Origin of the sequence: Mesorhizobium comanense (genome assembly GCF_005503535.1) — a bacterium.
Taxonomy (GTDB): domain Bacteria; phylum Pseudomonadota; class Alphaproteobacteria; order Rhizobiales; family Rhizobiaceae; genus Mesorhizobium; species Mesorhizobium comanense.
This window is the reverse complement of sequence record NZ_SCNN01000004.1, coordinates 143,678-158,232: the sequence shown is the minus strand read 5'-3', so window position 1 is coordinate 158,232 and position 14,555 is coordinate 143,678. Positions and strand designations below refer to the sequence as shown.

Annotated in this window: 13 protein-coding genes; 9 read left to right on the top strand and 4 right to left on the bottom strand. The window is 66.1% G+C overall.

Annotation, left to right across the window (positions count from 1 at the left end):
• Window positions 1–7: 7 nt before the first annotated feature.
• Genes srlE through ptsP form a run of 3 tightly spaced genes read left to right on the top strand, consistent with a single transcriptional unit; the run spans window position 8 to window position 3,473 of the window.
• Window positions 8–1,012, top strand: a complete 1,005-nt coding sequence (srlE, locus tag FFS37_RS09525; protein WP_137930695.1) for a PTS glucitol/sorbitol transporter subunit IIB — start codon at window positions 8–10, stop codon at window positions 1,010–1,012.
• Window positions 1,013–1,038: 26 nt separating this feature from the next.
• Entirely contained in the window at window positions 1,039–1,419 is a 381-nt protein-coding gene (locus FFS37_RS09520) for a PTS glucitol/sorbitol transporter subunit IIA (RefSeq protein ID WP_137930694.1), read from the top strand.
• A 56-nt stretch (window positions 1,420–1,475) separates the two neighbouring features.
• Complete coding sequence (ptsP, locus tag FFS37_RS09515) at window positions 1,476–3,473, top strand: phosphoenolpyruvate--protein phosphotransferase (RefSeq protein WP_137930693.1); 1,998 nt, start codon at window positions 1,476–1,478, stop codon at window positions 3,471–3,473.
• Window positions 3,474–3,514: 41 nt separating this feature from the next.
• On the opposite strand, the gene FFS37_RS09510 is transcribed toward ptsP, so the two are convergent.
• On the bottom strand, window positions 3,515–4,315 hold the full coding sequence (locus tag FFS37_RS09510) for a hypothetical protein (RefSeq protein ID WP_137930692.1): 801 nt from the start codon (window positions 4,313–4,315) through the stop codon (window positions 3,515–3,517).
• Window positions 4,316–4,513: 198 nt separating this feature from the next.
• On the opposite strand from FFS37_RS09510, the gene FFS37_RS09505 reads away from it, so the two are divergent.
• Window positions 4,514–5,479: a sugar-binding transcriptional regulator gene (locus FFS37_RS09505; protein ID WP_171026227.1), complete on the top strand. Its 966-nt coding sequence runs from the start codon at window positions 4,514–4,516 to the stop codon at window positions 5,477–5,479.
• On the opposite strand, the gene FFS37_RS09500 is transcribed toward FFS37_RS09505, so the two are convergent.
• Genes FFS37_RS09500 through FFS37_RS09490 form a run of 3 tightly spaced genes read right to left on the bottom strand, consistent with a single transcriptional unit; the run spans window position 5,466 to window position 8,650 of the window.
• A complete protein-coding gene (locus FFS37_RS09500; protein ID WP_137930690.1) occupies window positions 5,466–6,317 on the bottom strand; it encodes a TIGR01459 family HAD-type hydrolase in 852 nt (283 codons plus the stop codon). The genes FFS37_RS09505 and FFS37_RS09500 overlap by 14 nt on opposite strands.
• Window positions 6,314–7,588, bottom strand: coding sequence for an FGGY-family carbohydrate kinase (locus FFS37_RS09495; protein ID WP_137930689.1), 1,275 nt, complete (start codon window positions 7,586–7,588; stop codon window positions 6,314–6,316). The genes FFS37_RS09500 and FFS37_RS09495 overlap by 4 nt, the downstream gene beginning before the upstream one ends.
• 15 nt (window positions 7,589–7,603) lie before the next feature.
• The gene (locus FFS37_RS09490) at window positions 7,604–8,650 is read right to left on the bottom strand and encodes a class II aldolase/adducin family protein (protein WP_137930688.1); all 1,047 of its coding nucleotides are present in this window, start codon (window positions 8,648–8,650) and stop codon (window positions 7,604–7,606) included.
• Between the two features lie 182 nt (window positions 8,651–8,832).
• On the opposite strand from FFS37_RS09490, the gene FFS37_RS09485 reads away from it, so the two are divergent.
• The 5 genes from FFS37_RS09485 (at window position 8,833) to FFS37_RS09465 (ending at window position 14,543) form a co-directional block, all read left to right on the top strand.
• Complete coding sequence (locus tag FFS37_RS09485) at window positions 8,833–9,615, top strand: DeoR/GlpR family DNA-binding transcription regulator (RefSeq protein WP_137930687.1); 783 nt, start codon at window positions 8,833–8,835, stop codon at window positions 9,613–9,615.
• On the top strand, window positions 9,612–10,991 hold the full coding sequence (locus FFS37_RS09480) for an acetate and sugar kinases/Hsc70/actin family protein (RefSeq protein WP_137930686.1): 1,380 nt from the start codon (window positions 9,612–9,614) through the stop codon (window positions 10,989–10,991). The genes FFS37_RS09485 and FFS37_RS09480 overlap by 4 nt, the downstream gene beginning before the upstream one ends.
• The gene (locus FFS37_RS09475) at window positions 10,988–12,532 is read left to right on the top strand and encodes a sugar ABC transporter ATP-binding protein (protein WP_137930685.1); all 1,545 of its coding nucleotides are present in this window, start codon (window positions 10,988–10,990) and stop codon (window positions 12,530–12,532) included. Before FFS37_RS09480 ends, FFS37_RS09475 begins: the two co-directional genes overlap by 4 nt.
• A complete protein-coding gene (locus FFS37_RS09470) occupies window positions 12,529–13,524 on the top strand; it encodes an ABC transporter permease subunit (protein WP_137930684.1) in 996 nt (331 codons plus the stop codon). The genes FFS37_RS09475 and FFS37_RS09470 overlap by 4 nt, the downstream gene beginning before the upstream one ends.
• 80 nt (window positions 13,525–13,604) lie before the next feature.
• Window positions 13,605–14,543: an ABC transporter substrate-binding protein gene (locus tag FFS37_RS09465; protein WP_137930683.1), complete on the top strand. Its 939-nt coding sequence runs from the start codon at window positions 13,605–13,607 to the stop codon at window positions 14,541–14,543.
• The last annotated feature ends 12 nt before the right edge of the window (window positions 14,544–14,555 follow it).

The following is a 14,555-nucleotide window of genomic DNA, read 5'->3' as shown; positions in this document are numbered from 1 at the left end:
GGACATCATGGCCAAGACATACAAAGCCGTAAAAATCTCCCGGGGCTCGACCGGCTGGGGCGGTCCGCTCGTCATCGAGCCGACCGCGCAGCGTGACAAGGTCGTCTCCGTCACCGGTGGCGGCATCCACCCCGTAGCGCAGCTCATCGCCGACATGACCGGCGCCACGGCCGTTGACGGCTTCAAGGCGCCGCCGATCGAAAGCGAGATGGCTGTCGTCGTCGTCGACTGCGGCGGCACCGCCCGGTGCGGCGTCTATCCGCGCAAGCGTATCCCGACCGTCAATCTGACGCCGGTCGGACAGGCTGGGCCGCTCGCCCAGTTCATCACGGAAGACATCTACGTTTCGGGCGTGAAGCCGGCCAATGTCGCAATGGCGGACGGATCCGAGGCGGTCACCACTGCGGGGGGAGCAGCATCGATGAGTTCAAGCAACAACACTACAGCCGCGGCGCCACAGCCGCTGCCGAGCGAGGGCGGGCTTATCGGCCTGATCAGCTCGATCGGCCGCGTCATGGGCCGCGTGGTCGGCATCTTCTTCAATTCCGGCCGCCGTACCATCGACCAGGTCGTGCGCAACGTGTTGCCGTTCATGGCCTTCGTGACCATGCTTATCGGCCTGATCCTCTACACCGGCATCGGCGACGTGCTGGCACAGCCGATGGGACCGCTGGCCAACAACATCGTCGGCCTGCTGATCATCTCGGCCATCTGCGGCCTGCCGTTCCTGTCTCCTATCCTGGGGCCAGGCGCCGTGATCGCACAGGTCATCGGCGTCGCCATCATCGGCCCGCAGATCGCCAACGGCACGATTTCGCCGGCGATGGCCCTGCCGGCGCTGTTTGCCTACAACACCCAGGTCGGCTGCGACTTCGTGCCGGTCGGCCTGGCGCTGGGTGAAGCCAAGCCGAAGACCATCGAAATCGGCGTGCCGGCGGTGCTCATCAGCCGCCAGATCATGGGCCCGGTCTCGGTGCTGATCGCCTGGATCGTCTCCCTGATCGTATTCTAAACACTAACAACAACGAGGTTCGCCATATGTCGGTTCTTCTCAAGACACGGGTCACAGCAATAGGACCCGAAGTGGCGGACCTTGCCGAAGGGGGCGTGGTCATCCTGTTCGCGGATGGCTCGCCGCCGGAGCTTGCCGAAGTCTCCGTGCTGCACAAGACGGAGCAGGGACCAAGTGACGGAGCGCCCGCCAAGGGCGCTTCGATCACCATCGGGCCGGTTTCAGCTGTCATAACGGCCGTTGGGTCCAGCGCCTGGAGCAAGGTGCTCGAAATGGGCCACGTCGTCATCTCGTTCAACGGCGCCGCCGAGGCCGAGAGGCCAGGCGAGATCTGCGCGTCGCAAGTCGATGGTGGAGCGCTCGTAGCCGCCTTGAAAACCGACGCGATCATCACAATCGCCGCCTGACAGCATCCGCGCCGCCGCCTATGCTGGGCGAGGCGCCCATAACAAGAGTATTTGCCATGGAACGCTCGACCATCGTCAGAGTGCATGAAGGTTTGCATGCCCGTCCCGCCACGCGCTTCGTCAAGCTTGCCAAAGGCTTCGAATCCGATGTCGAACTGGTCAAGGACGGCAAGGCGGTCAGCGCCAAGAGTTCGGTCAAGCTGATGCTGCTGGCGGTCAAGGAAAACCAGGAAGTCACCGTGCGGGCCAATGGCGCCGACGCCATCGAGGCCATCGAGGCGCTGATCGGCTATCTCGAGAACCCCAAGGCGGGCCTCGACGACGAAGCGCCGCAGCATCCGGCGAATGACGCCGGCCAGGAGGCGATGCCCGCGCCGGTGCCCCAATCAGCGCCCGCCGCAGCAGGTCAAGCAAATGGCTTGCGCGGTGTGGCGGCCAGCGAGGGTGTCGCCATCGGGCCTGCCTTCGCGCATTTCCCGCCTGACATCACCGGACAGGGCCGCATGCTGCAGGCCGGAGAGATCGCCGGTGAGATCGATCGGTTCCGCGCCGCCGTCGCCGCGGTCCAGGCGCGCATGGACAACGCGCTGGCGCAAGACAATCTGTCGGCCGGCGACCGGGGTATCGTCGCGGCACTTCGCGATATCGCCGCGGACGACAGCCTGACCGGCCAGGCCGAGAAGGCTATCGAGGGCGGCAATGACGCGGTTTCGGCCGTCATCACCGCCGCCTCGACCATCGCCGCCGAGTTCAGCGCCGTCGACGATCACTATCTCAATGCGCGCGCGGACGACGTCCATGCGGTCGGCCGGCAGATCTGCCTGGTGCTGCTTGGCCAGGACGATGTCAGCCTCGAGAACATTCCCGAAGGCGCCATTCTCATCGCCGACGACATCGGCGCCTGGGATCTGGCGCGGGCCCCGCTGAAGCGCATCGGCGGTGTGGTGTGCGGCCATGGCGGCGCCACTTCGCACATCGCCATCATCGCCCGTTCGCACGGCATTCCGGCGGTGCTGGGCCTCGGCGAGCGGATCAATACGCTGCGCACGGCGAACCAGGTCGCGCTCGACGGCAATAGCGGTCATGTGATCGTCGATCCCGACGCGGCCGTCCGCGCCGATTTTGCCGGCCGCGTCGAGGCGGCGGCCAAGGAGCGCGCCGGCCTGGCGGCTTTCAAGACGGTGACGCCGAAACTCGCCGACGGCCGGGTGATCGAGGTCGCCGCCAATATCGGCTCGCTTGAGGAAATCGAAGCCGCGCAGGAAGCCGGCGCCATGGGCGTCGGCCTGTTCCGCACCGAGCTCCTCTTCATGCGCCATATGCATCTTCCCTCGGAGGACATGCAGGCCGAGACCTATGCGGCGCTGGCCAAGGCGTTCGCGCCCTATCCGGTCATCGTGCGCACGCTGGACATAGGCGGCGACAAGCCGATCGCCGGCATCGAATTTCCTGACGAGGAAAATCCGTTCCTGGGCTGGCGCGGCATTCGCATGTGCCTCGACCGGCCCGATATCTTCAAGCGCCAGCTGCGGGCCCTGCTCAGGGCCGCGGTGCACGGCAACATCAAGGTGATGCTGCCGATGGTGTCCGACATCGGCGAGGTCAGGCAGACACGGGTGTTGGTCGAGGAATGCGCGGCGGAACTCAAGGCCGAGGGCGTGCCGCATACCGGGTTCGATCTCGGCGTGATGATCGAGACTCCGGCAGCCGTGCTGATCGCGCCAGCGCTGGCAAGGGAAGTGGCTTTCTTCTCGATCGGCACCAACGACCTGACCCAGTACATCATGGCCGCCGATCGGCTCAACCCGACCGTCGCCAAGCTCAATGACGTCGCCAATCCCGCCGTGATGTCGGCGATCGAGCTGACGGCAAAAGCCGGCGTCGCCGCGGGCATCATGGTCGGCATGTGCGGAGAGGCGGCCGGGCGGCCGGACCTCATCCCCACCTTCATCGAAATGGGTCTGACCGAACTTTCGATGAGCCCGGCCTCGATCCAGCGCGCCAAGAAGACAATCACGGCCATGGTGACGGAAAGTGGGGCGGCCGGAAAGTAGCTCCGCGCGGCCGTTCCGGTCCCGGAAACGCGCTGGAGGCCTTACGGCAAATGCGCAAGCAAGGTGGCGAAGACAGCCGTCAGTTCCTCAGCCGGGCTCGCCTTGGCGCAGGCCTGCACGATGCGGTCGCGGCGGATGTCGGCGGCCAGGATCGCGATCTCCAGCATGTCGGGTTCCGGGGCGCCGTCGCGGCCGGTGGTCGCCAGGCCGCAGGCCAGGACGACCGGCGCAAGGCAGCTTATGTCGAGTGCCCTGTCCCCCATTGCTGCTGCTTCCGGCGGCGTGTCTCCAAAGCGGACCGGCCGCTGGTTCAGGCATTCGACCAGCAGCGCCGAGCATGTCGACGCGATTTCCCGCAGCCCCGCGCCGGGCGCGGTAAGAGCGGTCAACAGATCCCCGTGGCGCTTGCGCATGGTTGCATGGACGGCGGCGAACCCGGCTTCATGGATGCGGGCATTGTCGATCTTCAGCCCGGCAAGCACCGCCTTGGTCAGATAATACATGTCGCGCCGGAACAGCCGCTCCGCGCTCAACTGCCGTTCCTCGTCTCCAACGGGGAAATAGGTGCCGAGACCCTTTACCGTCGTTCCGTCCACCTTGATCGGGCGTTCATGCGGCACGAAGGATTCGGCGATCGACAGCGCCTCGTCGACGGCGCTGGCGGCATGGCTGAGCAGGTCTTCGATGCCCTTGCCAGGGAAGGGCGGCAGATGGCTGGTGGCTTCGCGCAGCACGCTGGCGTCGCCGGTGCCGTCATGGCGGCTCTGCCGGATGATGTCGCGGACCTCCCGCAACCGGTCCTTCAGGTTGACCCGGACATCTTCGGAGATTTGTCGCAGCATCGCGGATCGCCTCGAAACCATCTACTGATCGCGGCCGGTGGACGCCGACCGTCAACCCTACATTGTTCCTCTCGATTGGTAGATCAATAGGCGATATTAGACCAGCATGGAGAATCGGCGGGGGCTCGTCCGTCGCCGCGGGGAGAGAGACAATTGGGCAGGCGACGGCAAAGCGATAGCGAGAACGATCGGGCCGATATGTCCGAGCAGGTCGTCAGCGAGAGCCGGACGGACCGCCTTCGGATTCGCGCCGCCTGGATGTATTTCGTCGAGCAGATGACGCAGAACGAGATCGCCGACGTGCTCGGCGTCGGCCGCGTCACCATCGTGCGCATGCTGGCCGAGGCGCGCTCGCGCAACGAGGTGAAGATCACCATCGAGAGCGAGCTGCTGGAGATCGTGCGACTGGAGCGCGCGCTGGAAAAGACGTTCGGCCTGCAGCAGGCGCTGGTCGCGCCGCTTACGGCGGCCAGCGCCGATCCGATCCCGGCAATCGCGGCCAAGACCGGCATGTTCCTGTCCGACGCGATGAAATCCGGAATGCAGGTCGGCGTCGGCTGGGGCAACACGCTATTCCACACCTTGCCGTTCATCAGCGCCAAATCGCTTAGCGACTTCAAGGTGATTTCGCTGCTTGGCGGTGTCGGCGTCGCGCGCCGGGTCAACCCCGCCGAATTCGCCTGGCGCTTTGCGCAGATATTCCAGGGCGACGGCTATCTGATGCCGACGCCGGCCGTCGTCGACAGCGTCGAGACCAAGATCGCGCTGGTCGAACGTTGCGGCCTGCAGGAGGTTTTCGAAATGGCCGATTCGCTCGATGCCGTTCTGCTGAGCGTAGGCGGCATCGCCTCGGCCACGACGTTCTCACGCGGCGGCTTTCTGCGGGAAGCAGACCGGGAGGCCTTGCTCGAACGAGGCGCCGTCGGCGACCTCCTGTTCCATTTCTACGACCGCAATGGCGATCTCGTCGACCATCCCGTCAACAACCACGTTATGTCGGTGGATGTCGACCGGCTGCGCAAGGCGCCGATCCGCATTCTCACCTCCGGCGGCGAGGAGAAGACCGAGGCGCTACTCGGCGCCATGAGCCTGATCGCGCCGACGATCCTGATCACTGATGAGGAAAGCGCCAAGCGGATGCTTGCGGCGGTCAGCGGAAGCTGAAAGATGTGGTGACGTAGTCGGGCCAGGCATCGTGCTCGTCGAACACAGCGGCGAGATCCGACCTGTCCGCCAGAATACCGCCCAGCACCAGCGCTGTCGCGATGCCGGCGCCGTTGCCGCCGGCTATGTCATGCTCGACGCTGTCGCCGACGCAGACCACGCCGGCACGGTCCGGCTCGCCGGCCAGGGCCAGCGCCGCGTCGAAGATCGCCGGATAGGGCTTGCCGATGCGGGTGACGCTGCCGCCCAGATTCTCATAGAGATCGGCGATCTCGCCGGCGCCGAAGCGGGCGCCGACCGAAGTCAGCATGATCTTGTCCGGATTGGTGCAGAAGCACGGCACCTGGCGCGCCGCAGCCGGGGCCAGCAGTCGGCGATAGTGCTCGAGATCGTAACGATCTCCCTCGCTGGCCGAGATCAATACCAGTTCGGCATCCTCGCCTGTTCCCGTCATTATGAAAGGCAGGCGCTCGATCGCGCTGCGATCGCCATCGCGGCTGATCAGCAGACATTTCGTGCCGGGCCGTAACGCTCCGGCTGCCGCCATCCCGTCAAAGCGCCGCCACGCCACCTCGCCGGACGAAACAAAGTGATCCCAGCTTCCAGCTTCGAAGCCGAGTGTCAGCAAGCGATCCTCGTTGGGTCTGGCACGCTTGCCCGAATTGGAAATCAGCACCACGGTCTTGCCCGCGCGCTTGAGCGCCGACAGGGCCTCCACCGCGCCGGAATAGGGGGCCTGGCCGTCGTGCAGCACTCCGAACTGGTCGAGCAGGAAGACCTGATAGCGCTCAGCCAGCAAGCCGATGCCGTCCAGGCGTTCGATCTCTTTCGCACTCATGCAAGCCCTGCCTTCCTCGCGCCCTTGAGCGCCAGCCGCGCGGTACCGGCGGCGGCCTCGTCCGACAATGCGGGCAGAAAAGCGACGCCGAGCTTGCGTTGCCGTATCGCCGTCCAGGCCGGGTTCGCGGCGCCGCCGCCAACGCTCCTCACCGATGTCAGCGCCGGCGCGCCAAGTTCCGCCAGCCTGCCGTAGCCAAGCGCCTCGATCGAAGCCATGCCTTCCAGCATCGCCTTGAGATAGTCGGCGTCGCTGGCCGGACGAGGCGAAAGGCGAGGCGGCAGCGCCGGGTCGGCGATCGGAAAGCGCTCTCCCGGTGTACCGAGCGGATAGTAGTCGAGACCGGTCTCGGTCGTGGGATCGATCGCGGCGCTGAGTTCGATGATGCGCGCGAGCGGAAAATGCTGAGCCAGAACCTTGCCGCCGGAATTCGACGCCCCGCCCGCCAGCCACATATCGCCCAGCCGGTGGCTGTAAATGCCGAATCGCGGCGCCGAAATCGGCCGGTCGGACAGGATCTTGATGGTCAGCGAGGATCCCAGTGCCGTGACGCCGTCTCCGACCGCCGCCGCACCGGTTGCAAGAAACGAGGCGCAGCCATCCGTGGTGCCGGCGACCACGGCCACGTCGCGCGACAGGCCGAACAGGTCTGCTACCGTCGCGCTCAGGGGGCCGGTGACATCGCCCGGTTCGACAATGCGCGGCAGCAGATCCATGCGCATGCCGGTGGCGGCGATCCAGTCCGGCCAGTGGCGCGCTTCGACGTCGTAGCCGGTCTTGAGCGCATTGTTCTCGTCGCTGACATCGAACCGTCCGGACAGGTTTCCGGCGATCCAGTCCGCCTGGTGCAGCATGCGGCTGATGCCGGGCAGGTGCTGGAACCGCAAGGCCTTGGCGAGGCCGGAGGTCGCTCCGTGGGCGGCACTCGCTTCCGGAGCCTCGCGGGCGATGATGGCCAGGATATCGGCGTCATCCACTTTGTCATTGTACATCAGCGGCTCGGCCAGGGGCCGCCCATCGCTGTCGACCGGCAGCAGCGTGCCTGATGTGCCATCCACGGCGACGGCGCGGACAGCGGTGCGGTCGATGCCCGTAAGAAGCTCCGCCAACGCCGCCTGGACCGCCTGCCACCATATCAGGGGCTCGCGGGGGTTCTGGCCGAACCTGTCGAGCCGAACAGCGGCCTGGCCGGCAATGGAAAAATCCTGGCGCATGGCGACGGCGCGGGCGCCGGAGGTGCCGATGTCGATGCCGACGACGAGTGGCGTCATGCCGTCCGTCCCTTGCTAGGCCGCGCCGGCCGCATTGAGCTTCTGGCGATACTGCTCGGCGTCCCAATTGACCAGTTCATCGTTCTCGGCGGCGGTGAGATAGTTCAGCCGCGCTTTACCATCGACGCGCGCGGTGACATCGGCAAGGCAGCGCTGCATGGCGTCGGCGCCTGCACTGGCGTCAGCGCGCATCAGCACGCCGGCGCCGGGAAACAGCACCGCGACGGGCGGCGCGCCGAGCCGCGCCGTGACGCCGGCTATAGTCTCGCCCGGCCTCGCCACGGCCGATCCCTGGCCGAGGAAGATGACATGGTCGGGATAGAGGCTGCCGGCTTCGGCCATGCGGCGGCTCTCTGGATCTAGCGCGACGGCGTGCGCTTCGAGATCCGCTGGCAACCGGTAGGCACTGCCCCCGGCAAGCGTCGTCAGGGCCGTGATGTCGGGCGCGACAGTCGCACGCGCCGGCCGTGCCAGCAGCGATCGGACGCGGTGCAGCAGCGCGTCCGCCTCGGCGACGGTTTCGGCGGCGACGACCAGCCCGTGATTGCCGAGGATCAGCACGTCGACGCCGGGCCGCAGCTTTTCGGCAATGCCGCGAGCGAGCGGCAGGCCCGGCCGGAAATAAGGCACATAGGCCCATTCGATGCCGCCGAGCCGCCTGGCAACCTCGGCCTCGCCGTCGGCCTGCACAGCAAGCGAAATCGTGTCGACGCAGTGCACATGCAGGACCACGCGTTGCGGCATCAGGGCGTGCACCGTGGTCTCGATCGACGGGCGCAAGCCGCGCGGGTTGAGCGCCTCGATGGCGAATGCCTGCGGCTTTTCCGCTGCCGGATCGCGCTCCTCGACGGCCTTCAGCAGCGGCGGCATCGCCACCGGCACCATGATATCATCGGCGAGGGCATCCTTCAGCCAGGTGCCGGATGCCTTGATCCACAAAGTGTCGCCGGCTTTCAGCGAGGTATTGCCGCCCGCTGCCTGCGTCATATGCGGGTCGTTGCCAATGTCGGCCGAAAGCGCACGCAGGGCCGCCATTTCCCGCGCGTCAGCTTGGATTGCCATGACGCCTTCTTCTCCTACGCTTGCACGAAATCTCGCCGCCAGGCGGGATTGGCGCTGATATCGCAGATGCGAGTGATCTGCGTCAATAGTGATCTACTATCGTCAAAACCCGCTTGCAATCCAACTGATGTTGAGTAAGTTGCACCAATTGCCATGGAAAATGGCATTTGGGAGGAAAATAATTGAGCGACTCCGGCCGCCAGCGTCAGATCGTTGAGCTCTTGCGGGATCGTCCGTTCGCCTCGGTGCGCGAGCTTCAGGAGCGGCTTGGCGTATCGGCGGCGACGGTGAGGCGCGATATCGACCGGATCGACGAGGCCGGTGAGGCCCGCAAGGTCTATGGCGGCATCTCGGCGCTCGACGGCGCCTCCCAAGGCGGCGTGGCCTATGCCCGGCCCTATGACGAGAACCGCGACCTCGCGGTCGAGGCAAAGCGGCAGATCGCAAGTGTCGCGGCGACCATGGTGAGCGACGGCGATGCCGTCATAGTGCATGGCGGCTCCACTTGCTTCCATCTCGGTGTCAAGCTCGCCGACCGCAATATACGGCTCTACACCAATTCGATGCCGCTCGCCGCCTATCTCAGCGACCATGGCCATTGCAGTCTGACGGTTGCCGGCGGCGACCTGCATCGCGAGCCCGGCATCATTCATTCGCTGGCCCAGGCCAGCCCCTTCTATGCCTCGAAATTCTTTCTCGGCGCACAGGGCCTCAACCAGGAAGGGGTGTTGGAATCGCATCCGCTGCTGGTGCGCTCCATCATCGACCTGAGCCTGTGCGCCGACCAGATCGTGGTGTTGGCCGACAGCCGCAAACTGTCGATCCACGCCCGCAATGTCGCGCTGCCCTGGTCGCGCATCGGCACGCTGGTGACCGATGACGGCCTCTCCGATGCCGACGCACGCATGCTGGAGGATGCCGGCGTCATGGTGCGGATCGCTTCCGCCTCGGGAGCCGTCCCGTGAAAGTGGCCGTGCTCGACTTCGGCAAGACCAATTCGAAGCTGTTCGTCTTCGGCCAGGACGGTCGCATCCTCGACGAGCGCCGCACCCAGCCGAAATGGATTGATCAGGCCGGCTTCAGCGTGCTCGACGAGGCCAGCCTCCACGACTGGGCCCTCGGCGCGGTCACCGACGCGGCGGAGAGCCATGGCGTGGAAGGGGTCACGGTCTCGGGCCATGGGTGCACCTTCGCCCTTGTCGACGACAAGGCGCTGACGCATGCGATCCTCGACTACGAGCAGGAGCCGCCCACCGAAATCGCGGCGCGGATCGACCGGCGCATTCCGGATTTCGCCGAGACCTTCTCGCCGCGCCTGCCGCTCGGCTTCAACTATGGCCGTCACATGCTGTGGCTGCAGGAGGTCGACCCCGACGCGTTCGCAGGGGCAAGCTCGATCCTCGGTTATCCCCAGTACTGGAGCTGGCGGCTCGGTGGCCGAGCCGTTTCGGAAGTGTCCTATCTCGGCTGCCATTCGCACCTTTGGGCGCCGCGCAGGCGCGATTTCTCCTCGCTTGTCGATGCCCAGGGGTGGCGCGGCCGGATGCCGGCCTTCGAACGCGCCGGCGCGGTCATCGGCGAACGGCGCCTTGGCGGTGCTTCGCGGCCGATCGCCATCCACAACGGCGTTCACGATTCCAATGCGGCCTTGCATACCTATCGCCGGCAGGCGCTTGGTTCGCTCACCGTCGTGTCGACCGGCACATGGGTGGTCGTGCTCAATCCCGACTGTCCGCTGGACGCACTCGACCGCGAGCGCGACATGCTGGTCAATGTCGATGTCGATGGCGGCCCGGTGCCGACCATCCGCTTCATGGGCGGGCGCGAATTCGCCGTCATCAGCGGCGGCTGGCAAGGCGAGATCCCGCAAGGCTCGGTGCAGCAGGCGCTCGACGCCGACATCATGGCGCTGCCGAGCTTCGCGCCGGGCGGGCCGATGCCGGACCACCCGGGCCGGCTGGTCGGCCGCGAGCCCGACGCGGGCGAACGCGCGGCCGCGGCGCTGCTCTATGTGGCGATGATGATCGATCTCTGCCTTGACCTGATCCATTCGAAAAACACGGTGATCGTCGATGGCGGGCTGAACACTGGCGGCCTGCTCGCCGGGCTGCTGGCGCAGCTTCGCCTGGGGCAGGCCTTCCTGCAGGGGGCTTCGCTGGAGGGCAGTGCGACCGGCGCCGCCGCGCTCGCCTTCGAGAGCTTGGGGCGTGACTTCGCCGCCGAGCCGCCAGGGCCGGCGCATGCCGCACGCTTCAACGGCCTTGCCGCCTATCGCGATGCCTGGCGCGACCGCGTCGCCGGTCATGACAGCGCCACCAAAGCGGCGGGCGGTGCGCGATGAGTGTGGCGGCCCAGCCAAGCGCGGCACGCCGGCCGGTGCTGGAGATGCACCACATCTCCAAGACCTTCGGTGCGATCCGCGCCCTACAGGATGTGTCGCTCTCGGTCCATGCCGGCGAACTGCATGCGCTGATGGGCGAGAACGGCGCCGGCAAGTCGACGTTGATGAAGGTGCTGTCGGGCGCTTATCGGCCGGATGCCGGAGGCGAAATTCTTATCGACGGCGTGCCCGCCACGACCGGCGACCCGATCAAGGCGCGAGCCGCGGGCATTGCGGTGATCTACCAGGAGCTGTCGCTGGCGCCCAACCTGACGGTGGCGCAGAACATCTTCCTCGGCAACGAGCCGCGCCGCTTCGGCATCGTCGACCGCGAGCAGTGCCATCGGCGCGCCAGTGAAATCATCGCGCGGCTCGGCGTGTCGTTTTCCGCGCGCGCCCTGGTCTCCAGCCTGTCGCTTGGCGAGCGCCAACTGGTCGAGATCGCCCGGGCGCTGTCGACCAATGCGCGCATCATCGTCATGGACGAGCCGACGACGTCGCTGACCTCGCGCGAAACCGACCGCCTGTTCGAGGTGATCGCAACGCTGAAGGCGCAAGGCATCGCCATCATCTACATCAGTCACCGCATGGAAGAAGTCTACCAGCTCGCCGACCGCGTCAGCGTGCTGCGCGACAGCGGCTATGTCGGCACGCTGGAGCGCGCCGACCTCAGCGCCTCACGGCTCGTCGCGATGATGGTCGGGCGCGATCTCTCGGCCTTCTACAAGAAGGATCATCGTCCGCCGGACGCGAAGCGCGCCGTCGCGCTCTCTGTACGCGGCATGTCCGACGGGCGGCTGCTGAAGAACTGTTCGTTCGACCTTCACAAGGGCGAGGTTCTGGCGCTGGCGGGCCTCGTCGGCTCCGGCCGCACCGAGCTTGCACGATTGATCTTCGGCGCGGACAGGCGCAGCGCCGGCACGCTGGAACTCGAGGGCAAGCCCGTGACCATCGGCTCACCTCGCGAGGCGCTCGACGCCGGCATCGCCTATCTCACCGAGGACCGCAAGGAACTCGGCCTGTTCCTCGACATGTCGATCTCCGACAACATCAGCATGGGCGTGCTGAGCCGCGATGCGCGAACCGGCGGATTCCGCGACTTCGCGGCCGCCGACAGGCGCGCGGCGAAGGCCGTCGCGGATCTCTCCATCCGCACCCGGTCGGCGCAGGCCAATGCCGGCTCGCTGTCGGGCGGCAACCAGCAGAAGGTGCTGCTCGCCCGGCTGCTGGAGACCGAGCCCAAGGTCGTCATCCTCGACGAACCGACGCGCGGCGTCGATGTCGGCGCCAAGTCCGAAATCTACCGGCTGATCGACAGTCTCGCCAACAAGGGCATCGCCATCCTGATGATCTCCAGCGAACTGCCCGAGGTGATCGGTGTCGCAGACCGGGTGCTGGTCATGCGTGACGGCGCCATCGCGGGCGAGGTGACGGCATCCGAGGGCGAACCGCTTCGTCAGGAGGCGATCATGGAACTTGCGACGGGAGCGGCCCAGAAATGAGCGACAAAACGACGGTGACGAGCGGGGACCAGGCGGCGCTCAGAAGCCGGCGGCTGCGCACCGCTTTCGCCGCGCTTGGCATGCTGCCCGTATTGATCCTGCTTGCCGCCGGCTTCCAGTTCATCAATCCACGCTTCCTGACCGGCACCAACCTGTTGATCGTCACGCAGCAATCGTCGATCAACATCGTGCTCGCGGCAGGCATGACCTTCGTCATCCTCACCGGCGGCATCGACCTGTCCGTCGGTTCCATTCTCGCCGCCGCGGCAATGGTGGCGGTGCTGGTGTCGCTGGTGCCGGACTGGGGGCTGCTCGGCGTGCCGGCGGCCATTCTGGCGGGTCTCGGCTTCGGGCTGATCAACGGGCTGCTCGTCGCCTATATCAGGTTGCCGCCCTTCATCGTCACGCTGGGTTCGCTGACCGCCGTGCGCGGCATCGCCCGGCTGCTCGGCGAGGATACGACCGTGTTCAATTCGGACCTGCCGTTCGATTTCATCGGCAACGGCTCGGTCCTCGGAATTCCCTGGCTGGTCATCATCGCGCTCACCGTGGTGGTGCTGTCCTGGCTGGTGCTGAAACGCAGCGTGCTCGGCACCTGGATCTACGCCGTCGGCGGCAATGCCGAGGCGGCGCGGCTGACCGGCATCAAGGTGCCGCTGGTGCTGCTGTTCGTCTATGGCGTTTCGGGCCTGCTCGCCGGCCTTGGCGGCGCCATGTCGGCCGCAAGGCTCTACGCGGCCAACGGCCTGCAACTCGGGCAAAGCTATGAACTCGACGCCATCGCGGCGGTGATCCTTGGCGGCACCAGTTTCGTCGGCGGCGTCGGTTCGATCTGGGGCACGCTGATCGGCGGCCTGATCATCGCGGTGCTGTCCAACGGGCTCATCTTGGCCGGCGTTTCGGACATCTGGCAGTACATCATCAAGGGATTGGTCATCATCGTGGCGGTCGCCCTCGACCGTTACAGACTCCAGGCAGGGGCGAGAACGTGAGTGACCTGGTCGCCGGCATCAACGACCGGCTTGTGTAACGCAACGCGAGAGGCGCGAGGCATCAGGAGGAAGTAAGCGTAATGAAGACCATCGCCAAACTGCTTTGCGGCGCCGCGTTCGCGGCTGTCGCCATCGCGCCGGCATCGGCCAAGGACCTCAACAAGGTCGGCATCTCGGTCGGCCTGCTCGGCAACCCGTTCTTCGTCGCCACCATCAAGGGCATCGAGGACGCGGCCAAGAAGATCAATCCGAAGGTGGAGGTGACCTCGGTATCGGCCGACTACGATCTCAACAAGCAGGTCTCGCAGGTCGATTCCTTCATCGCCGCCGGCGTCGACGTGATCATGCTCAACGCTGTCGATGCCAAGGCGATCGCGCCCGCTGTGAAGAAGGCGCAGGCGGCGGGCATCATCGTCGCGGCCTTCGACGTTTCGGCGCCTGGCGCCGACGTCACCGTGATGACCAACAACGTCAAGGCCGGCGAGGAGGCCTGCCAGTATCTGGTCGACCACACGGGCGGCAAGGGTGACTACGTCATCCTCAACGGCCCGGCCTCGTCGTCGATCCTGGAGCGGGTCAAGGGCTGCAAGAACGTGCTCGCCCAGCATCCCGACATCAAGATCCTGTCCGACGACCAGAACGCCGAAGGTTCGCGCGACGGCGGCCTGAAGGTGTTCCAGGCGCTGCTGACCCGTTTCGACAAGATCGACGCTGTGTTCGCCATCAACGATCCGACGGCGATCGGCGCCCAGCTCGCCGCCAAGCAGCTCAACCGCTCGGAGTTCATCTTCACCGCGGTCGACGGCGCCCCCGACATCGAAAAGGAGCTCTCCTCCGGCAAGTCGATGATCAAGGCGTCGGCCTCGCAGGATCCCTATGTGATGGCCGGCCAGTCGCTGACCATGGCGGCCGAGCTGCTGGCCGGCAAGAAGCCGGCCGAGGCCACCGTGCTGCTCGATCCCAAGCTGATCACGGCCGAGAACCTCAAGGACTACAAGGGCTGGACCGCGGCCCGCTGATCCATCCGACAC